Annotated in this window: 18 protein-coding genes and 1 pseudogene; 8 read left to right on the top strand and 11 right to left on the bottom strand. The window is 66.1% G+C overall.

The annotated features are described in order from the left end of the window. Nucleotides 1-31: 31 nt before the first annotated feature. Entirely contained in the window at nt 32-1603 is a 1572-nt protein-coding gene (locus ABIA42_RS24535; protein WP_370120303.1) for an AMP-binding protein, read from the top strand. Nucleotides 1604-1635: 32 nt separating this feature from the next. Here the strand turns inward: ABIA42_RS24535 and ABIA42_RS24540 are convergent, their stop codons facing one another. Further along, a complete protein-coding gene (locus ABIA42_RS24540) occupies nt 1636-2802 on the bottom strand; it encodes an acyl-CoA dehydrogenase family protein (protein ID WP_061877093.1) in 1167 nt (388 codons plus the stop codon). 228 nt (nt 2803-3030) lie between these two features. Here ABIA42_RS24540 and ABIA42_RS24545 point away from each other — a divergent pair. Continuing rightward, nucleotides 3031-3486 (top strand): annotated as a pseudogene (locus ABIA42_RS24545) (MaoC family dehydratase); the annotation flags it as partial. Then, nucleotides 3486-4337, top strand: coding sequence for a CoA ester lyase (locus ABIA42_RS24550; RefSeq protein ID WP_370120299.1), 852 nt, complete (start codon nt 3486-3488; stop codon nt 4335-4337). The pseudogene ABIA42_RS24545 and the gene ABIA42_RS24550, both read left to right, overlap by 1 nt. A 63-nt stretch (nt 4338-4400) precedes the next feature. Here the strand turns inward: ABIA42_RS24550 and ABIA42_RS24555 are convergent, their stop codons facing one another. After that, nucleotides 4401-4784 (bottom strand): hypothetical protein, encoded by a 384-nt coding sequence (locus tag ABIA42_RS24555; RefSeq protein WP_370120296.1) that lies wholly within the window; start codon nt 4782-4784, stop codon nt 4401-4403. 367 nt (nt 4785-5151) lie between these two features. On the opposite strand from ABIA42_RS24555, the gene ABIA42_RS24560 reads away from it, so the two are divergent. Together ABIA42_RS24560 and ABIA42_RS24565 are read left to right on the top strand one after the other, a co-directional pair. After that, the gene (locus tag ABIA42_RS24560) at nt 5152-5373 is read left to right on the top strand and encodes a hypothetical protein (RefSeq protein WP_370120293.1); all 222 of its coding nucleotides are present in this window, start codon (nt 5152-5154) and stop codon (nt 5371-5373) included. Then, complete coding sequence (locus ABIA42_RS24565; protein ID WP_370120290.1) at nt 5370-5546, top strand: hypothetical protein; 177 nt, start codon at nt 5370-5372, stop codon at nt 5544-5546. Before ABIA42_RS24560 ends, ABIA42_RS24565 begins: the two co-directional genes overlap by 4 nt. A 240-nt stretch (nt 5547-5786) precedes the next feature. On the opposite strand, the gene ABIA42_RS24570 is transcribed toward ABIA42_RS24565, so the two are convergent. From ABIA42_RS24570 to ABIA42_RS24590, 5 genes are all read right to left on the bottom strand, one after another. Further along, nucleotides 5787-6893 (bottom strand): trypsin-like peptidase domain-containing protein, encoded by a 1107-nt coding sequence (locus ABIA42_RS24570; RefSeq protein WP_370120287.1) that lies wholly within the window; start codon nt 6891-6893, stop codon nt 5787-5789. A 163-nt stretch (nt 6894-7056) separates the two neighbouring features. After that, complete coding sequence (locus tag ABIA42_RS24575; protein WP_271531051.1) at nt 7057-7392, bottom strand: hypothetical protein; 336 nt, start codon at nt 7390-7392, stop codon at nt 7057-7059. Nucleotides 7393-7478: 86 nt separating this feature from the next. Continuing rightward, complete coding sequence (locus ABIA42_RS24580) at nt 7479-7970, bottom strand: Hsp20/alpha crystallin family protein (protein WP_271531052.1); 492 nt, start codon at nt 7968-7970, stop codon at nt 7479-7481. A 77-nt stretch (nt 7971-8047) separates the two neighbouring features. Then, complete coding sequence (locus tag ABIA42_RS24585) at nt 8048-8509, bottom strand: Hsp20 family protein (protein WP_124162495.1); 462 nt, start codon at nt 8507-8509, stop codon at nt 8048-8050. 229 nt (nt 8510-8738) lie between these two features. Continuing rightward, a complete protein-coding gene (locus tag ABIA42_RS24590) occupies nt 8739-10040 on the bottom strand; it encodes an MFS transporter (RefSeq protein ID WP_370120282.1) in 1302 nt (433 codons plus the stop codon). A 385-nt stretch (nt 10041-10425) separates the two neighbouring features. On the opposite strand from ABIA42_RS24590, the gene ABIA42_RS24595 reads away from it, so the two are divergent. Genes ABIA42_RS24595 through ABIA42_RS24605 form a run of 3 tightly spaced genes read left to right on the top strand, consistent with a single transcriptional unit; the run spans nt 10426 to nt 14196 of the window. Further along, nucleotides 10426-11640 (top strand): ABC transporter substrate-binding protein, encoded by a 1215-nt coding sequence (locus ABIA42_RS24595; RefSeq protein WP_370120279.1) that lies wholly within the window; start codon nt 10426-10428, stop codon nt 11638-11640. An 8-nt stretch (nt 11641-11648) separates the two neighbouring features. Then, nucleotides 11649-13382 carry an FAD-dependent oxidoreductase gene (locus tag ABIA42_RS24600; protein WP_370120276.1) on the top strand — a complete coding sequence of 578 codons (1734 nt, stop codon included), beginning with the start codon at nt 11649-11651 and terminating at the stop codon, nt 13380-13382. A 19-nt stretch (nt 13383-13401) separates the two neighbouring features. After that, on the top strand, nt 13402-14196 hold the full coding sequence (locus tag ABIA42_RS24605; RefSeq protein ID WP_370120273.1) for an IclR family transcriptional regulator: 795 nt from the start codon (nt 13402-13404) through the stop codon (nt 14194-14196). A 151-nt stretch (nt 14197-14347) separates the two neighbouring features. Here the strand turns inward: ABIA42_RS24605 and ABIA42_RS24610 are convergent, their stop codons facing one another. Genes ABIA42_RS24610 through ABIA42_RS24625 form a run of 4 tightly spaced genes read right to left on the bottom strand, consistent with a single transcriptional unit; the run spans nt 14348 to nt 18850 of the window. Continuing rightward, the gene (locus tag ABIA42_RS24610) at nt 14348-15127 is read right to left on the bottom strand and encodes an SDR family NAD(P)-dependent oxidoreductase (RefSeq protein ID WP_370120270.1); all 780 of its coding nucleotides are present in this window, start codon (nt 15125-15127) and stop codon (nt 14348-14350) included. Nucleotides 15128-15166: 39 nt separating this feature from the next. Next, the gene (locus tag ABIA42_RS24615) at nt 15167-15910 is read right to left on the bottom strand and encodes an aspartate/glutamate racemase family protein (RefSeq protein WP_370120267.1); all 744 of its coding nucleotides are present in this window, start codon (nt 15908-15910) and stop codon (nt 15167-15169) included. Nucleotides 15911-15919: 9 nt separating this feature from the next. Next, nucleotides 15920-17185 (bottom strand): NAD(P)/FAD-dependent oxidoreductase, encoded by a 1266-nt coding sequence (locus ABIA42_RS24620; RefSeq protein WP_370120264.1) that lies wholly within the window; start codon nt 17183-17185, stop codon nt 15920-15922. 3 nt (nt 17186-17188) lie between these two features. After that, entirely contained in the window at nt 17189-18850 is a 1662-nt protein-coding gene (locus tag ABIA42_RS24625; protein WP_370120261.1) for a thiamine pyrophosphate-binding protein, read from the bottom strand. Between the last annotated feature and the right edge of the window lie 149 nt (nt 18851-18999).

An 18999-nucleotide genomic window follows, 5' to 3' on the forward strand; every position in this document is an offset into this window, starting at 1 on the left:
AGCTTGGCGCGATCGGGTTACTCCGATTGCCATGAGCGCCAACGATTTTTCGCTGCAATCGCTGATCCGGACCGAGGCCGCCGATCCCGCCCTGGTATTCGACGGCACACCCTTCTCTCGCGCGGAATTCTCGACGAAGGTCGAGCAGACCGCCGCCTGGCTTGCGGCCCAAGGCATCGGCAAGGGCGACGTCGTCGCGGTCTGGCTGGTCAACCGGATCGAATGGCTGGCACTGCTGTTCGCTGCGGCACGGCTCGGCGCGGTCGTCGCCGCCGTCAACACGCGCTACCGCAGCGCGGAAGTCGCGCACCTGCTCAAGGTGTCCGCTGCCAGGCTGATGGTGGTCGAGGCCGCTTTCCGCGCGATCGACTTTGCCGCCATCCTCGCCGATATCGCCAAGGCCGAGGTGCCCGCGCTGCAAAAGCTTGCCGTGGTCGGCGCGGATGCGATCCCGGCACACTGGCCCTGCGTGCGGTTCGATGCCTTCGACCGGCCCTATCCGCTGGCTCCGCCTGCTCAAGGCGACGTCGACCTGCCGGTACTGCTCTACACGACATCAGGCACGACCAAGGGGCCGAAGCTCGTCGCACATTCGCAGCGAACGCTGGCGACGCACGCCGCCTCCGTTGCCCACGCGCTCCGTCTCGATTGCCAGCGTCATTCGCTGCTGGCCATGCTGCCGTTCTGCGGCACCTTCGGCATGACGAGCCTGCTCGGTTTCATCGCAGCCGGCGCCACCATCCATGTACTCGACGCCTTCGAGGCCGCGCCGGCCCTGAAGATCCTTGGCGAGCACGGGATCACGCACTCCTTCGGCTCGGACGAGATGTTCCGCCGCATCCTCGCCCTCACCGATGCGCCACGCCCATTTCCAAATCTCGAGGTCTGCGGCTTCGCCGCGTTTCAGCCCGGCTGGCGTGAGTTGGCCGCAGAGGCTGAAGCGCGCGGCATGCCACTCTATGGCCTCTACGGCTCGAGCGAGGTGCAGGCGCTGTTTTCGATCGCTCGCCCCGACGATGCCTTCGCCGACCGCATCGAGGGCGGCGGCTGGCCGATGTCGCCCCATGCGAAAGTCCGCATCCGCGACCTCGAGACCGGCGAGCTTGCGGGCAAGGGCGTCTCCGGGGAGATCGAGATCAGCGCACCATCACGCTTCCTCGGCTACTTCAACAATCCCGAGGCGACGCGCGATGCGATCACCGCCGACGGGTTCTTCCGCACCGGCGACATCGGCCGGCTGCGCGGCGATGGCTCCTTCGTCTACGAGACGCGCGCCGGAGATGCGATGCGGCTCGGCGGCTTCCTGGTCTCGCCGGGCGAGATCGAGGACGAGCTCAAATCGTGCACCGGCGTGGCCGACGCGCAGGTGGTTGCTGTCGATCTGAAGGGCCAGGCGCGCTGCGTCGCCTTCGTGATCCCGGCGGGGGAGCCGCCGCAGCAGGATGCGCTCGCGGCACGCCTGCGCGAGCGGCTTGCCGGCTACAAGGTGCCGGCACGGATCTATGTCGTCGACGCTTTCCCCGTCACCGACAGCGCCAACGGCGTCAAGATCCAGCGCGCCAGGCTCCGTGCCATGGCGATGGAGCGGATCGCTGCCGAATAGGCCGCCTCTCTGGTTTCCGCCCGAAGAGTCGCTCAGTACGACTTCGCGAGCCCCAGCACCTTTTCCGCGATGAAGCTGAGCGCGAGCTGCGGGCTGACCGGCGCGATGCGCGGGATCAGCACTTCGCGCAAGTAGCGCTCGACGTGGAATTCCTTGGCATAGCCGAAGCCGCCATGGGTCATCACCGCCTGCTCGCAGGCCGAGAAGCCCGCTTCGCCGGCGAGATATTTCGCGGCATTGGCCGCGGCGCCGCATGGCATGCCCTTGTCGTACTGCCACGCCGCCGACATCACCATCAGCCAGGCGGCCTCGAGCTCGACCCAGTTCACTGCGAGGGGATGCTGGATGCCCTGATTCTTGCCGATCGGGCGATTGAACACGACGCGGGTCTTGGCGTATTCGGTGGCGCGCGACAGCGCGAGCTTGCCGAGGCCAACCGCCTCCGCGGCAATCAGGATGCGCTCGGGGTTCATGCCTTCGAGGATGTACTCGAAGCCCTTGCCCTCTTCGCCGATCCGATCCTCCATCGGAATTTCAAAGTCCTCGAAGAACAGCTCGTTGGAATCGACGATCTTGCGGCCCATCTTCTCGATCTCGTGGACCTTGATCCTGTTGCGGTCGAAATCGGTATAGAACAGGCTGAGGCCATGGGTGGGCGAGCGCACCTCTTCCAGCGGCGTGGTGCGCGCCAGCAGCAGGATCTTGTGCGCGACCTGCGCGGTCGAGATCCACACCTTCTGGCCGTTGACGATGTAGCGGTCGTTCTTGGCGACCGCACGGGTCTTGAGTTGCGTGGTGTTGAGACCGGTGTTGGGCTCGGTCACGGCAAAGCACGCCTTCTCGCGGCCCTCGACCATCGGCGGCAGCATGCGCCTGCGCTGTTCTTCCGTGCCGAACACGACGACCGGATTGAGGCCGAACACGTTGATGTGCACCGCGGAGGCGCCGGACATGCCGGCACCCGACTCCGCGATGGTTCGCATCATGACCGCGGCTTCGGTGATGCCGAGCCCCGAGCCGCCATATTCTTCCGGCACGCAGATACCGAGCCAGCCGGCGTCCGCCAGTGCCTTGTGGAAGTCGTGCGGGAAGCCGCCGTCGTGATCCTTCTTCAGCCAGTAAGCATCGGGAAAGCCCTCGCAGATCTTGGCGACGGCGTCGCGTATGGCTTCCTGCTGATCGGTGAGCGCGAAATCCATGTCCTTGGGTCTCCTTCTTGGGAGCCGCGACCGTGCCATCTCCCTTCTTTCGCGTTCCCCACGCAAAGGCCGTGGCCGCTTGCTGCGCCCGGGCGTGCCTTCGCTCGCGTTCTTTAGCTCGAAAATCCGCGCACAGATACGTGAATTTATCCGTGAAGTGTGTCTACCATGCATAGGGTCATGCGGCGCGAAAGTATGCGCGCGCCGTAATTTCGCAGGGAGGAAACCGCGATGGCCGGACTTTATTTCGAGGACTTTTCCGTCGGCCAGGAGTTCAGGCATCCGCTGACCCGGACCGTCACGGAGATGGACAACACCATGTTCAGCCTGCTGACGCTCAACCCGCAGCCGCTCCACATCGACGCGCATTTCGCCGAGAAGACCGAGTTCGGCCAGCGCATTTTCAACAGCCTTTACACCCTCGGCATCATGATCGGCATGACGGTCTATGATACGACCCTGGGGACCACCGTCGCCAATCTCGGCATGACCGACGTCACCTTTCCAAAGCCGGTCTTCCATGGCGACACGTTGCGGGCCACGACAAAGGTGCTCTCTGTGCGGGACTCCAAATCGCGGCCCAAGGCCGGTATCGTCGAGTTCGAGCACCATGCCTTGAACCAGAATGACGAGATCGTCGGCAAATGCCGCCGCATGGCGATGATGCACAAGAGGCCGGTCTGATGCGTTCGATGCTGTTCGTGCCGGGCGATTCCCCGCGCAAATTCGAGAAGGCGAGCGAAGGCAAGGCCGACGCGCTGATCATCGATCTCGAGGATTCCGTCGTCACCGAGAAGAAAGCGGAGGCGCGCGGGTTGACACTTGCGATGCTGAAAGGTCGCAGCAAGCCACATCAGCTCTATGTCCGGGTCAACGCGCTCGACACCGGCATGACGCTGGCCGATCTCGCCGCGGTGATGCCGGGCAGGCCGGACGGCATCGTGCTGCCGAAATCGCAAGGTGGCGACGACGTGCGGCAGGTCGCGACCTGGCTCGAAGCCTTGGAGGCGGCAGCCGGCATCGCGATCGGCACGACCCGTATCGTCTGCGTCGCGACCGAGACCGCCGGCTCGATCTTCGGGCTCGGCAGCTACAAGGGCTGCTCCCCTCGCCTTGCCGGCCTGATGTGGGGCGCGGAGGATCTCTCCGCCTCGCTCGGCGCGACCGAGAAAGCGAGCGGCGGCGTCTTCCACAGCCCCTATCGCCTGGCGCGCGATCTCTGCCTGATGGCCGCGGCGGCGGCCGACGTCGCGCCGATCGACACGGTCTACACCGACATCGATAATCTCGCGGGCCTCGAAGCCGAGACGCGCGCGGCACGGCGCGACGGCTTCTCCGCAAAGGCGCTGATCCATCCCAAGCACGTCGACATCGTCAACGCGGCGTTCGCGCCGACCGACACCGAGCGCAAATGGGCAGAAAAGGTGATTGCGGCGTTCGCGAGCAATCCCGATTCCGGCACGCTGCGGCTCGATGGCCAGATGATCGACAGGCCGCACCTTCGTGCTGCGAGGAAGATCCTGAGCCAATCCTAGACCAGGACGCAGGCCTCGCCAGCTCGATCGGCTGCGCCCGAAGCTTCGACTTGAGGTCCGGCTTCAGTCGAATCCCTGAACGGGCGGCGCCGAGGTTGGGGCCGGCACGGCAGTTGCGGCTTGAACCGGTGGGGCCGGATTGCCGGCGGCTCTCATCTGGCCGTTGGCTGCCATCGCCTCGCGCGTGCGCGGCGGGCCGCCGGTCGCGACGGACCGGCGCGGCGGCTGCCGAGGCCTTGCCGATTGCGAACCTCTCATGCCCCAGGAGCGGGCGATCGAAGGTCCGGCAGTGTAGCCGATCAAGGCTCCGGCGACCGCACCGACCGGGCCCAGCACGACCGCGCCCGACACCGCGCCGAGCGCCGCATCGCCCGCGCGCTCCTGCGCAATCGCGCTCGCCGGCACGCACGCCAGTATTGCAACAGCGGTGATCAGAGCTTTGGTCATCGGAGCGCCTCCCTCTCGGGAAATCACTCCTGCCGAAATATGGCCGCACGAGGTTCGCTTGCTGGCCGACATGAGGCAGTGGCCAAATTGGAACTCGGGCAAACCAGACGACCAGCGCCAGACGTGCCGAGCGCACGCTGCTTCCCGGCCGGAGGGATCGGGCCGGGCGCCGCGGCGGGGTCGAAGCCCTTGCCGATCTCCCGGCGCTTCTGCTGCGCCGCCACGCCGTCCTGGAGATCGCGAGCACGGCAGCAGCACCGCCTTCGCAGATCTTGACACCGATCTTCCGCGGCATATTTTTCCGTCGCGAAAGGACTTCTCACCCTCTCGACAATCAAAGGATCAAACGCGACCGTCTGGAGAGACGATGATGCTCGATGAGAATCTGGCCCGCATTCGTGCGCACCGCAACAACATCCACCGCTACCGGCGTCTGCTGAAGACCAGGCTGTCTCAGTTGGAGCGCCAGTTCGTCGAGAGACGCCTCGCGGAAGAGCAATCGGCGCTCGATGGCCTGACCGCGGCGACCTTCCCTGTCAGCTTCCGTGCTTCCGGAGCGCCGGCCAATGCGACGGGGATGGCGCAATGAGCAGCCAGCGAGATCTGCTCATTCGAGGCAGCGAGAAGGTCATCGGCCATTACGAGCTGCTCCTTGCAAGCGCCAAGACCGAGCATGAGCGCGAGCTCTATCGCCAACGCATCGAGCGCGAGCGGCGGCTGATCCGGGACCTGCAAGGCGGGCTGGATCACCGCGCGGCCTGAGCTGGGAGATCACACGCCCCGTCACCCCAGGTCAATCGCATTTGAATTTTGCAGAGGTCGTCATGCCCGGGCTTGTCCCGGGCATCCACGTTCTTTGCGCCGCGTGGAAAGGCGTGGATGGCCGGGTCAAGCCCGGCCATGACGCTGTGGAGACAGCCGGTGCCCATAGCGACATCTCATATGCGATAGCCCTGCCATCGCGGGGACGAACCGCTTGCGCGGTTCGTCCCCGCATTCGTTTCAGCGAACGAGGCGGTTGGGGCCTGCGAGCGCGCTGCTGGGCTCGGTCGCTGGCGCCACTCTCACGGTAGCGGTGAGCGGCGTACCCTTGCGCAGCAGAGTGAGCCTCACATCCTCGCCGATGCGCGCAAGACCGATCGTATTGCGGAGCTGGGCGGCGGTGCGGATCGGGCGGTCGTCGGCTCCGGTGACGATATCGCCCTTGCGCAAGCCGGCCTTCTCTGCAGGCGAATCCGCAGCGATCTCGGCGATGACGGCGCCTTGATTCAAGCCCTTGTTGATCGAGGGATGCAGGTCCTTCAGCGAAACGCCGATGCGACCGCGCTCGACGCGGCCGTTGGCGATGATCTGCTCCATCACTTTTCGCGCCATGTTGACCGGGATGGCAAAGCCGATGCCGACATTGCCGCCCGCGGGCGAGATGATCGCAGAGTTGATGCCGACGAGTTCGCCGCGCAGGCTGACCAGCGCCCCGCCGGAATTGCCGGGATTGATCGCCGCATCGGTCTGGATGAAGTCCTCATAGCCCTGCTTGCCGAGGCCGGTGCGGCCCAGCGCGCTGACGAGCCCTGACGTCACGGTCTGGCCGAGGCCGAACGGATTGCCGATCGCAAGGACGAAATCACCGACCTCGAGCCCGTCGCTGTCGCCGAAGGGAAGCGCCTTGAGCCCGGCCGGGTTCTCGACCTGAAGCACCGCGACATCCGTCGGCGGATCACGGCCGATGACCCTGGCGGAAAACTGGCGGCCGTCCTTGGTCGTGATCTGAACGGCGGAGGTGCCTTCGACCACGTGATTATTGGTCAGCACATAGCCGCGCTGGGCGTCGACGATGACCCCGGAGCCGGTCGCGTTGACCTCCTTCTCGATCTGCCTGGGGACGTCGAAGAATTCGCGGAAGAGCGGATCGCGATAGAGCGGGTTGTCCTCGCGCACGCGGCCGTGCACGGAAATGTTGACCACGGCGGGCGTCACCTGGCGCACCAGCGGCGCCAGGGTCGGCACTGGGCCGCCGGTCTTCAGATCCGGAATCTGGCCGGCGGCAGGCTGCGACGCCGTGAGCGTCAGCACCAGCAGGGCCAGCGAGAGCAGACGCACAGCATTCATCTTCGTCACCTGCCGCTTGCGTTGTGTGGATATGCGCGACCTGCGTGGCCTCAGCCTTCGTCGCGTGGTGCGACGATCCAGCCCTGCAGGGCCAGAAGCGGGACGGTCCAGGCTGCCGCGGCCTGGCCGAGCAGCACGAGTCCGAGAACGGCGGGCGTGAACATCATGCGGCCCGCCCTTCTGCGGCGGCCCATGGCCGCCGCAGCCGCATCGGCACGCCGCCGCCCCGCGGCGGATCGTCATTGTCGTTGTCGCCGTCGAGCCTGCGCAAGGCGGCCAGAATATCGGCGAGCCGGACCGTGTGGCTCATGCCGGGAATCTCGCGCAAGGCGGGACAGGATTCGACCGCGTACATGTCGGATGCCCAGGACGACAGGATGATGCGCTTCTCGGGCGAAGAAAGCTCCGGCGCATTCAGAACGTCGGCAGGCGAGTCGTAATGGGCCGCAGGGTGAAACAGCGGATTGAGAGTGCCGGGATTGGAATTCACGTTGGTCATCGGCGTGTCTCCCTCATGCTCCTTTCCAGGGGACGGGTTTGTCGACGATGGGACGGCGGCGCCGAACGCCGCCGTCCCGCTTGACATCAATGCGTGTTGATGGCGATGCGCTTGACGCCTTCGCGCGCCTTCTCCGATTTCGGCAACGACACGGTCAGGACGCCGTTCTTGAACGACGCCTCGGCCTTGTCCTCCTCGACACCGTCCAGCGGGATCTGCCGCTCGAAGGCGCCGTAATAGCGCTCGGTGAAGTACCTGCCTTCGCCGTTGCGCTCCGCCTTCTTCTCGCCGCGGACGGTCAGGACGCCATTGGCGATCTCGACCTGCACGTCCTTCTCGGTGAGGCCGGGAAGCTCGGCCGAGACCGTCAGCGTCTTGTCGGTCTCGCTGAGCTCGACCTTCGGCCAGCCGAACCGGCCTTCCATCAGCGGCGACAGGCTGGTCCCGCCGAAGCCACGGAAGACGTCGTCGAACAGACGGTTCATCTCGCGGTGAAGCGTCAGGAACGGATCGAAATTGTCGCGCGCCGGCGCAAGCTCCTGGTTTCTCGACCAGGGAATGAGATCACGAAAAGCCATGGTTCTCTCCTTCATGCATCGGGAGCGCGACCCGCGCATCCGCGCGCCGCGTTCCGCCATTCAATCGATCGAGCGCTTTAGGCTGCTTTCTTCTGCTCGATCTGCGATGCCGCAGAAGCGCCGCCCGCGATCGGAATGCGGCGCGGCTTCATGGCTTCCGGAACCTCGCGGACGAGGTCGATGATCAGGAGCCCGTCCTGGAACGAGGCCTGCTTCACCTGGACGTAGTCGGCGAGATTGAACACGCGCCGGAACGGACGCGCGGCGATGCCCTGGTATAGATATTCGCGCGCAGCGGTCTCGGGCTTCCTGCCCTCGATGGTGAGTGCGTTCTGCTCGGCCGTCACGGTGATGTCGCTGGCGCCGAAGCCTGCCACCGCAAGGCTGATCCGGTAATGGTCTTCGCCGGAGCGCTCGATGTTGTAGGGGGGATAGTTGTCCTCGGTCGCCTGGCGCAGCGTGCTGTCGACGAGGTCGGCCAGATGATCGAAGCCGATGGTGGAGCGCCACAGGGGCGCGAAATCAAAACTGGTCCTCATAACCAAGTCCTCCAAAGAGCAAGATGGATACGAAGGAGCGCAAGGCGGGAATTCAGACGGGTCCGAAAGACCAGCCCGGCGCCCGTGCCGGACCCGATTCTGGCGTCCGGCACACCGCTCTCGCGGCGAAAAACGACTTAGAAAGCCGGAAACCGATTTCAAGGGGGCCGGCCAGAAAAAAATCCGAGGGCCGCCGCCCCCCGGGGCCCCGGGGATCGGGCGCTGATGTTCAGGATCTCAGCGCATCGCGCGCCGTCTCCGGCGCCAGCAGCGTGGCGATGATCGTGACGATCGACAGCGCGATGATGTAGACCGACACCGCCCAGTACGAGCCGGCCCATGCCAGCAGCCCAGCCGCGATCAGCGGCGAGAAGCCGCCGCTCAGCGCTGCCGCGACGTTGGCGCCGAGCGAGGCACCGCTGTAGCGCACCTGGGTGCGGAACAGCTCCGGCATGAACGCGGCCTTCGGCCCGAACAGCAGCGCATGGGTCAGCGTCATCGTGACGACGAGCGCGAGCGTGATCAGCGCCGGCTCCCTGGTGTCGAGGAACCAGAACAGCGGAAAGGCCAGCGCCACCGAGAAGACGCCGCCGGCGAGATACAGCGCCTTGCGGCCGAAGATGTCGGAGAGCCAGCCGGCAAGCGGCAGCGTCGCGAATTCGACGATGGCGGCATAGACCACGGCATCCAGGATCACCTGCCGTGGCAGACCGAGCTTTGTCGTGGCATAGACCACGATGAAGACGGTGAGGAGATAAGCGAGCCCGACCTCCGATACCGTGATGCCGACCGCGAGCAGGAAGCTGCGCCAGTCGCGGCGCAGCACCTCGAGCGCCGGCTGCGCCAGCACCTCCTTGCGCTCGACCACTTCCTTGAAGTGCGGCGTCTCCGCGAGCTTGAGCCGCACCATGAAGCCGACACCGACGAGCAGAATGCTGATCAGGAACGGCACACGCCAGCCCCAGCTGAGGAAGTCCGCCTCGGGCAGCTTCGTCATCAGAGCAAAGATGCCGGTGGAGGCGGCGACCCCGACCGGAAAGCCGATCTGCACCAGGCTGCCGTAGAAGCCGCGGCGATTGCCGGCGTGCTCGATCACCATCACCACCGCGCCGCTCCACTCGCCCCCGAGCCCAATGCCCTGAACGAAACGGAGGATCACGAGCAGGATCGGCGCCCAGAGACCGATCTGACTGTAGGTCGGCAGGCAGCCGATCAGGAAGGTGCCGAGCCCCATTGCGATCATGGTCGCGACCAGCATGGTCTTGCGGCCGAGCCGGTCGCCGTAATGCCCGATGATGGCACCGCCGATCGGCCGCGCCACGAAGCCGACCGCATAGGTCGAGAATGCCACGAGCGTGCCGACGAAGGGATCGAAGCTCGGGAAGAACAGCCTGTTGAAGACCAGCGCCGCGGCCGTGCCGTAGATCAGGAAATCGTACCACTCGATGGCGGTGCCGAGCGCGCTCGCCCACACCACATGCGCCGTCGTCGATCTCTCCGCCGAAGCGGAGGCCCCTACTGCTGCCGTCATGCCCTGCCCAGAGATTCCGTTGGACATCATGGCCAATCGCAGCGGCCGTTGCAACCTGCGGCAGCGCTGGCTCCCGCACGATACGGCGCGAGATTTTGGCGCACGACTGCCACATCAGTCATTGCGAGGAGCCCTTGCGATGAAGCAACCCAGAATGCCTCGGCGGAGAGATCTGGATTGCTTCGCTTCCGCTCTCGTCTTCGAGCTTCGGTGGACAAGCCGCTCGCAATGATGGTGGCGGGGCAATTGCACATGCCAAGCGCGCCGGCGATCGCGGAACCCGGCTCCGCATCTATTCGCCATTGACAAACTTATTCGTCATTATCTAATTTACCTCCAGAACAACCCCGCCGCGTCAGGCGGCCAGTCAAGAGAGGGAACGACGATGAGAGGGCTTTTGGCCTGCGCCATGCTCGCGGCCATGACGTCGGCTGCCATGACCACAGCGGCCACCGCACAAGTCTCCGACGACGTGGTGCGGATCGGCGTGCTGACGGATCTGTCGAGCTGGGGCCGCGACAACAGCGGGCCGGGCTCGGTGGAAGCCGCGAAGATGGCGGTGGAGGAGTTCGGGCCGACCGTGCTCGGCAAGCCCATCGAGATCATCGGCGCCGACCATCAGATGAAGACCGACGTCGGCGTGCAGATCGTGCGCGGCTGGTTCGACAACGGCAAGGTCGACGCCGTGGTCGACATCCCCAATTCCGGCATCGCGATCGCCGTACACAACATGGTGCGCGAGCGCAACAAGATCGCGCTGCTGTCCGGTCCCGGCGCGAGCTCGCTGACGGACGAGCTGTGCAGCCCGAACACCGTGCACTTCACTTATGACACCTACGCGCTGTCGAAGGTGACGGCCTCGGCCGTCATCAAGGAAGGCGGCAAGTCCTGGTACTTCATCACGGCCGATTACGCCTTCGGCCAGCAGCTCGAGAAGGACGCAACCCGCTTCATCAACGAGATGGGCGGCAAGGTGCTCGGCGGCGTGAAGCATCCGACCAACACGGCGGACTTCTCCTCCTTCGCACTCCAGGCGCAGAGCTCGAAATCCGACGTGGTCGCCTTCGCCAATGCCGGCCAGGACACCGACAACGCCATCAAGCAGTCCGGCGAATTCGGCCTCGTCCAGGGCGGCCAGAAGCTGGTCGGCCTCCTGATGTTCGACACCGACGTGCACGCGATCGGCCTGAAGGCTGCGCAGGGCACCTACATGACCACGGCTTCCTACTGGAACATGGACGAGGCCACGCGCGCCTGGTCGAAGAAGTTCTACGAGCGCACCAAGGTGATGCCGACCATGATCCAGACCGGCGTCTACGGCTCGGTGCTGCATTATCTGAAGGCCATCAAGGCTGCCGGCACCGACGATTCCGCCAAGGTGATGGCCAGGATGCGCGAGCTGCCGATCGAGGATATCTTCGTTCACGGCGGCAAATTGCGCGAGGACGGCCGCGTCATCCGCGACATGTATCTCGCCAAGGTGAAGACGCCCGAGCAATCGAAGGAGCCGTGGGACTATCTGGATATCGTCAAGACCGTGAAGGGCGAGGACGCCTTCCGCCCCGTCTCCGAATCCAAATGTCCGCTCCTGAAGAAATGAGGTGAGGCATGACCGGCAACGAGCATGGCGCCATTGAGACTTACGAGTGCGACGTGCTCGTGGCCGGATCGGGTTGCTCCGGCATGTCGGCCGCGATCACCGCGCGCTCCCGCAGCCTCGATGTGCTGATCGTCGAGAAGGAGCCGCGCTTCGGCGGCACCACCGCGCGCTCCGGCGGCTGGCTCTGGATTCCCGGTACGTCGCTGGCAAAGGCCTATGGCATCGAGGAGACGCCGGAACAGGCCCGCACCTATCTTCGCCACGAAGCCGGCAACAATTACGACGCCGCGCGGGTCGATGCCTTCCTGAGCGCCGGCCCAGAGGCGGTCGACTTCTTCACCAGCAAGACGGCGCTGCGCTTCGACATGCCGCTGGTGTTTCCGGACTACCATGCCGAGGCGCCCGGCGGCGCGCAGGGCGGCCGCTCCATGGTGACGCGCCCGTTCGACGGCCGCGAGCTCGGCGATCAGATCAAGACGCTGGGCATGCCGCTGCCCGAGCTCACCGTGTTCGGCATGATGCTTGGCTCCGGCAAGGAGATCATCCATTTCATGCGGGTGACGAAGTCGCTGACCTCCGCGGTCTACGTCGCCAAGCGCCTGTCGCGGCATCTGATGGACGTGCTGCGCTACGGCCGCGGCATGACGCTCACCAACGGCAACGCGCTGGCCGGGCGCCTCGCGAAATCCGCGCTCGACCTGAAGATTCCGATGTGGCTGTCCTCGCCGGTGCGCGAGCTGACGGTCGAGAACGGCGCCGTCACCGGTGCGATCGTGTCGCGCGAGGGACGCGACGTGCGTATCCGCGCACGCCACGGCGTCGTGCTCGCCTGCGGCGGTTTTCCCCATGACGTCGAACGGCGCAGGAAGATGTTTCCGCATGCACCGACCGGCAACGAGCATTATTCGCCGGGGCCGACCGGCAATACCGGGGATGGACTACGCCTGGCGGAAGCCGCCGGCGGGCATGTCGAGAATCGCTTGCCGAACGCGGCAGCCTGGGTGCCGGTGTCGCTGACCACGCGCAAGGACGGCTCGAAGGGCGTGATGCCGCATTTCATCGACCGCGCCAAGCCCGGCGTGATCGCGGTGATGGGCGACGGCAAGCGCTTTGCCAATGAAGGCAATTCCTATCACGACTTCGTCCAGGCCATGGTCAAGGCGGCCAAGCCCGGCGAGGAGATCGCCGCCTTCCTCGTCTGCGACCACAAGACATTGCGCAAATACGGCCTCGGCTGCGTGCCGCCCTTCCCGATGCCGCTGGGCCATCACCTGAAGTCCGGCTATCTCATGCGCGGCGACACGCTGGAGGCGCTGGCGGCGAAGGCCGGCATCGATGCCAAGGCGTTCACCGAAACGGTCAGGCAGTTCAATGCGACCGCCCCACTCGGTCACGATGCTGCCTTCGGCAAGGGCTCGAAGGCCTATAACCGCTACCAGGGCGACGCACTGCACGGCCCGAACCCCTGCGTCGCACCGATCGAAAACGGACCGTTCTACGCCATCAAGATGGTGATCGGCGATCTCGGCACCTATGCCGGCATCGTCACCGACGAGAACGCGCGGGCGCTCGACGCCGAAGGCCGCGTGATTCCCGGCCTCTATGCCGCCGGCAACGACATGGCGAGCATCATGGGCGGGAATTATCCAGGCGCCGGCATCACGCTTGGGCCGGCGCTGACCTTCGGCTACATTGCCGGACGGCATCTTGCCGACAGCGCCGCCAGACGCGACGCAGCGTAGGCCACCCGCCAGGAGGCGCATGAAGAGGGAAAGCCGCGGCATCCAGTCGATCGAGGTCGGCGGAGAATTGCTCCGCGCGCTCGCAAGATGCGGCGAGCCGATGATGCTGCGCGATCTCGCCCGCGAAGCCGGCATGACGCCGGCCAAGGCGCATCCCTATCTCGCCAGCTTCTCCCGCATCGGCCTGATCGAGCAGGACGAAACCACCGGCCGCTACGAGATCGGCGCGCTGGCGCTCGAGCTCGGCCTCATCAGCCTGCGCCGCCTCTCAGGCGTGCGCATCGCGCGCCCCAGGATCGCCGCGCTCGCGAACCAGATCGGACATGCAGTCTCGCTCGCCGTCTGGGGCACGCACGGTCCAACCGTGGTGCAGCTCGAAGAGCCGGCCCAGCCCGTCCACATCGTGATGCGGGCCGGTTCGGTGATGGCGCTGCTGGAGACCGCGACGGGCCGGGCTTTTGCGGCGTTCCTGCCGGAGAAGACGATCGCTGCCGCGCTCGAAAGCGGGCTCGATCGTCGCGGCGTCGGCTACAATCCGAAGCGCGCGGTGAAGGGCGTGAAGGTCGCCGAGATACTCGCCGAAGTCCGCAAGCACGGCCTCGCCCGTGCGCTCGGCGATCCCCTGCCCGGCGTCAACGCATTCTCGGCGCCGGTGTTCGACCATTCCGGCCATGTCGCGCTGGTCATCACCGCGATGGGGCCGGAAGGCACTTTCGACGCGCGCTGGGACAGCCCGATCGCGCATGCCTTGCGCGACTGTGCCGGTGGCATCTCGAAGCGGCTGGGATATGGGCTGACCGTTGCGGCGGAGTGAGGCAGACTGCCTGCCTCACGACGACTGTCGTTCCCCGCGAAAGCGGGGAATCCAGTACGCCGCGGCCCATCGATCCGATCACGACCGCCTCGGCCTACTGGATCGCCCGGTCAAGCCGGGCGATGACATCGAGTGTGGGGCGGCAACGCCCCTACTTTTCCTTCACCGGCACCGTGTAGTTCAGGATCAGCCGGCCGCCATCGGGATAGATCGTCTGGCCGGTGATGTAGGACGCATCGTCGCTGGCAAGGAACGCCACGACCGACGCCACCTCGCTCGGCTCGCCACCGCGGCCGGCCGGCGTGCGCGACATCACGGTCCTGCGGGCATCCTCCGAGGTGTAGATGGACGAGGCCACCATGTCGGTCAGGATCGTGCCGGGGCCGACCGCCACCACACGAATGTTGTGCGGGGCGAGCGCGACAGCCGCGACCGACGTGAGCTGCTTCATGCCGCCCTTGGACATTGCATAGGTCGCCAGCGCCGGGATCGCGAGCAGCGCATTCACCGAGGACATGTTGATGATGACACCGCCGCCGCCCTGCGCGATCATTTGCCTCGCCGCCGCCTGCACGCCGAAGAACGCGCCTTTCAGGTTGATGCCGATGATCTCGTCGAACTCTTCTTCGGTAATGTCGAGGATGTCCCGGTTGCGGGCGACGCCGGCATTATTGACCATGATGTCGAGCCGGCCGAACTCCTTCACGGCGGTCGCGACGAGCTGATCCACGTCAGTGCGCTTGGCGACATTGCCGACCACGGTGCGCAAGGCGTCCGGCCGCCCCAGCTCGGCGGCCGTCGCGGCGAGGCCGTCTGCATCGACATCGGAGATGACGACCTTGACGCCATCGTCCAGGAATCTCTTCGCGCAGGCCTTGCCGATGCCGCGCGCCGCGCCGGTGATGGCGGCGACCTTGCCGGATAGTTTCATGGGTTCGCTCCAGGACTTGTGACAATCTCGCGGACGCGTTCACGCAAAGACGCGCGGGCGCAGTCCGGCGTGAAACCAGGTGATCATGGAATAGATGTCGTAGACCGGCAGCCCGACTTCGGCCTGAAGCGCTGCGGCATAAGGCGGCATGTTGGTGCATTCGAGCACGATGGCGCCGACGTCGGGATTCTCGGCGACGAGCTGCTTGCCGGCCTCGACCACGTCGCGCTCGGCTTGCGCTACGTCCATGTCGTCCTTCTCGGCCTTGATCAGGACACGGAAAAACTCCTTGCCGTTCTCGGTACCGACCAGCGGCGTGTCGAGCGGCACGCCGGCGCCTTCGAGATGGGCCGGCGTCAGGGTCGAGCCCGACACCGTGACGAGCCCGACGCGCTTGCCCGGCGGCAAGGTCGCCTGCACCCAGGGCACCTGCATCAGCGACGAGGTCGCGACGGGAACGCCGACGGCCGCCGCGATCTCCTTCTGGAACAGCGAGAGGAAGCCGCAATTGGTGGTGATGGCCTCGGCGCCTAACCGCACCAGATCCTTGGCCGCGTCAATGAAGTCGGGCAGCAGGCCGGCGGCGCCCTTCAGCACCACCTTCTCCGGCGAGGCGCCGCTCACCACACGATAAAGCACGGGGAACGGCCAGGTCGTGCCGTTGCCCATGTCGCCGGGAATGCGGGGGAAGCGCGCCTCCAGCATCAGGATGCCGAGCGGCGCGCCATAGATAGCCTTGCCACCACGGGCGATACGGGAGGACGGGCTGGCTGAGGTGCTCATGGTACGCTCTCAGAGGAAACGGTCGGGCGCGAACGGCGCGAGTGGAATCTCCGGCGCCTTGCCGCTCACGAGCTGGGCGACGAGACGGCCGGTGCGGGCCGAGCCGACCAGGCCGACATGGCCGTGGCCGAAGGCATAGACGATGTCGCGCGAGGCGCGCGCGTAGCCGATACAGGGACGCCCGTCCGGCATGCTCGGGCGATGGCCGAACCAGGTCTTGATGCGCGAGGCCGGGATGTCCTTCGGCAACTTCGGGAACATGCTGAGGAGGTGGCTGCGCAGGATCTCGGCGCGTTTCCAGTTCGGCGCGGCCTCCAAGCCGGCGATCTCCACCGTGCCGGCGGCGCGCAGGCCCTTGTTGGTCCAGTTCACCACCATCTTGGCGTCGGATGCCATCATCGAACTACGCGGGCCCGATTCCGGATTCTCGATCACGACATGATAGCCGCGCTCGGTCTCCAGCGGCAGGGGATCGCCGACCGACGCGGTGAGTTGCTTCGAGCGGGCACCCGCCGCGACCACAGCGGCATCGCATGCGATCTCGCCGGTTTCGGTGATGACCGCGACGAGCTTGCCGCCGGAGAGCTTGAGCCCGGTCGCCTTGGCGCGCACGTGCTTCGCGCCGCTGGCGATAGCATGATTGGCAAGCGCAGCAACGTAAGCACCGGGATCGCGGCAGCGGCCGGCCTCCTCCACCACCACGCCAAAGGTGTAGCGCGGATGCAGGTCCGGCTCGCGCTGCCGCATCTCGTCCGTGTTGAGCTCAAGCCATTGGACGCCGACCTTCTTGCGCAGGCGCCAGCCGAGGTCGCTGTCGAAATTGCCTCGCGACGGGAAGACATGCATCACGCCGTTGCGCTCGATCAATTCAGGGACGCCCGCCTCTTCCGCGAGCTTCCGGTGCAGCAACGGCGCGTCCTTCAGGAGATCACGCAACGCAAAGGCCGTCGTCTCGACGCGCGCCGCGGTCCAGCCCGAGAGCAGGTACTTGATCAGCCAGGGCAACGCCTTCGGCAGGTACGACCAGCGGATCGCGAGCGGGCCGAGCGGGTCCAAAAGATATCCCGGCACCTTCATCCAGATGCCCGGCTCGGCCGGCGGGATCACCGAATGCGACGACAGCCAGCCGGCATTGCCGTAGCTCGCCGCCTGTTCGCCGCCGGGCTCGCCCGGATCGATCAGCGTGACGCGATGGCCCTCGCGCAGGGCCTCGATCGCGCTGATCACGCCGATCGCGCCGGCACCGATGATGGCGACGTGGCGGCCGGCCGACATCGCTTAGGCCTTCACCGCGGGCACGAAATCCTTGCCGACCGAGATCGCGCGCGGATCGATGATGCAGTGAAGGATCGACGGCTTGCCGGAAGCGAGCGCGCGCTCGAAGGCCGGCGCGAACTCTTCGGTGCGCTCGACGCGCTCGCCATGGCCGCCGAACGCCTTCGCATACATCGCGAAGTCCGGATTCTTGAGCTGGGTGCCGACGACACGGCCGGGATAGTCGCGCTCCTGGTGCATGCGGATGGTGCCGTATTGCGAATTGTCGATGATGATGACGACCAGCGGCGCGTCATACTGCACGGCCGTCGCGAATTCCTGGCCGTTCATCAGGAAGCAGCCGTCACCGGCGAACGCGACGACGACGCGATCCGGATACTGCCGTTTGGCGAGCACGCCGGCCGGAACGCCGTAGCCCATCGAGCCCGAAGTCGGCGCGAGCTGGGCGGCAAAGCTGTGGAAGCGGTGATGGCGATGGATCCAGCCGGCATAGTTGCCGGCTCCGTTGCAGACGATAGCGTCCTTCGGCAGGCGGTCGCGCAACCACGTCATCACCTGGCCGTACTGGAACGAGCCCGGCAGCTCGCGCGCCTTCCCGGTCCAGGCAAGATAATCGGCGTGTGCCTTGGCGGCCTCGCCCTTCCAGGCCACCGCGCCGGCGGGCTTCAGCGTCTCGACGGCGGCGGCGAATGCGGCGGGAGTCGCCTGGATCGCAAGCGCCGGCTGATAAACGCGGCCGAGCTCCTCGGAGCCCGGATGCACGTGAATGAGCTTCTGTCGCGGAGTGGGGATGTCGAGCAGCGTGTAGGACGAGGACGGCATCTCCGACATGCGGCCCCCGATCAGCAGAATGACATCGGCGCCCTCGATGCGCGCCTTCAGGCCCGGGCTCGGCCCGATGCCGAGATCGCCGGCATAGTGTGAATGGTCGGCATCGATCAGCGAGGCCCTGCGGAACGAGGTCGCGACCGGCAGGTCGAACCGCTCGGCAAAGCGCGCAATGCTCCTGGTCGCCTCATCGGTCCAGCGCGTGCCGCCGAGAATGACGAGCGGCGCCTTGGCGCTCGCAAGCATCGCACCGACGCGTTCGATATCGGCAGGCGCCGGCCAGCTCACGGCGGGCTCGATGCGCATGGCATCGGCAACGGCGGCGGTCTCGGTCAGCATGTTCTCCGGCAGCGCGATCACCACCGGACCGGGGCGGCCCTGCATGGCGACGCGGAAGGCGCGCGCCACCAGCTCCGGAATGCGGTCGGGGCGATCGATCTCGACCGCCCATTTCGCCATGGAGCCGAACACCGCCTTGTAGTCGAGCTCCTGGAACGCCTCGCGCTCGCGCATGCCGGTGTCGACCTGGCCGACGAACAGGATCATCGGCGTCGAATCCTGCATCGCGATGTGGACGCCGTGGCTGGCATTGGTCGCGCCGGGGCCGCGGGTGACGAAGCAGACACCGGGGCGGCCGGTGAGCTTGCCATAGGCTTCCGCCATCATCGCAGCGCCGCCTTCGGCGCGGCATATCACGACGTCGATCGGGCTGTCATGCAGCGCATCGAGCGCCGCCAGATAGCTCTCGCCCGGCACGCAGGTGACGCGCTCGACGCCTTGGGCGACGAGCTGATCGATCAGGATCTGGCCCCCGGTGCGGGTGTTGCGAATGGTCATGTCGGCTCCCTCGAGACTTCGGCGATGCCCCTCACCGCCTCGCATAATTTCGTTCGGACGTGGCGTAGGACAGGCCGACAGGACACGCAAGATCGAAAGGCTTTTCGCACTCTGCGCAGGCGGCATGCCCGTCCCTGCCGTTTGCACGA

The organism is Bradyrhizobium sp. USDA 327, assembly GCF_041262065.1.
Lineage (GTDB): Bacteria > Pseudomonadota > Alphaproteobacteria > Rhizobiales > Xanthobacteraceae > Bradyrhizobium > Bradyrhizobium liaoningense.

What these genes read in the sequence shown, in the direction of transcription:
- ABIA42_RS24540 (WP_061877093.1), bottom strand. Translation starts at nt 2,802, where the DNA reads ATGGATTTCGCGCTCACCGATCAGCAGGAAGCCATACGCGACGCCGTC.
- ABIA42_RS24615 (WP_370120267.1), bottom strand. Translation starts at nt 15,910, where the DNA reads ATGAGCACCTCAGCCAGCCCGTCCTCCCGTATCGCCCGTGGTGGCAAG.
- ABIA42_RS24600 (WP_370120276.1), top strand. Translation starts at nt 11,649, where the DNA reads ATGACCGGCAACGAGCATGGCGCCATTGAGACTTACGAGTGCGACGTG.
- ABIA42_RS24595 (WP_370120279.1), top strand. Translation starts at nt 10,426, where the DNA reads ATGAGAGGGCTTTTGGCCTGCGCCATGCTCGCGGCCATGACGTCGGCT.
- ABIA42_RS24610 (WP_370120270.1), bottom strand. Translation starts at nt 15,127, where the DNA reads ATGAAACTATCCGGCAAGGTCGCCGCCATCACCGGCGCGGCGCGCGGC.
- ABIA42_RS24625 (WP_370120261.1), bottom strand. Translation starts at nt 18,850, where the DNA reads ATGACCATTCGCAACACCCGCACCGGGGGCCAGATCCTGATCGATCAG.
- ABIA42_RS24565 (WP_370120290.1), top strand. Translation starts at nt 5,370, where the DNA reads ATGAGCAGCCAGCGAGATCTGCTCATTCGAGGCAGCGAGAAGGTCATC.
- ABIA42_RS24605 (WP_370120273.1), top strand. Translation starts at nt 13,402, where the DNA reads ATGAAGAGGGAAAGCCGCGGCATCCAGTCGATCGAGGTCGGCGGAGAA.
- ABIA42_RS24535 (WP_370120303.1), top strand. Translation starts at nt 32, where the DNA reads ATGAGCGCCAACGATTTTTCGCTGCAATCGCTGATCCGGACCGAGGCC.
- ABIA42_RS24555 (WP_370120296.1), bottom strand. Translation starts at nt 4,784, where the DNA reads ATGACCAAAGCTCTGATCACCGCTGTTGCAATACTGGCGTGCGTGCCG.
- ABIA42_RS24550 (WP_370120299.1), top strand. Translation starts at nt 3,486, where the DNA reads ATGCGTTCGATGCTGTTCGTGCCGGGCGATTCCCCGCGCAAATTCGAG.
- ABIA42_RS24570 (WP_370120287.1), bottom strand. Translation starts at nt 6,893, where the DNA reads ATGAATGCTGTGCGTCTGCTCTCGCTGGCCCTGCTGGTGCTGACGCTC.
- ABIA42_RS24590 (WP_370120282.1), bottom strand. Translation starts at nt 10,040, where the DNA reads ATGACGGCAGCAGTAGGGGCCTCCGCTTCGGCGGAGAGATCGACGACG.
- ABIA42_RS24560 (WP_370120293.1), top strand. Translation starts at nt 5,152, where the DNA reads ATGATGCTCGATGAGAATCTGGCCCGCATTCGTGCGCACCGCAACAAC.
- ABIA42_RS24585 (WP_124162495.1), bottom strand. Translation starts at nt 8,509, where the DNA reads ATGAGGACCAGTTTTGATTTCGCGCCCCTGTGGCGCTCCACCATCGGC.
- ABIA42_RS24575 (WP_271531051.1), bottom strand. Translation starts at nt 7,392, where the DNA reads ATGACCAACGTGAATTCCAATCCCGGCACTCTCAATCCGCTGTTTCAC.
- ABIA42_RS24620 (WP_370120264.1), bottom strand. Translation starts at nt 17,185, where the DNA reads ATGTCGGCCGGCCGCCACGTCGCCATCATCGGTGCCGGCGCGATCGGC.
- ABIA42_RS24580 (WP_271531052.1), bottom strand. Translation starts at nt 7,970, where the DNA reads ATGGCTTTTCGTGATCTCATTCCCTGGTCGAGAAACCAGGAGCTTGCG.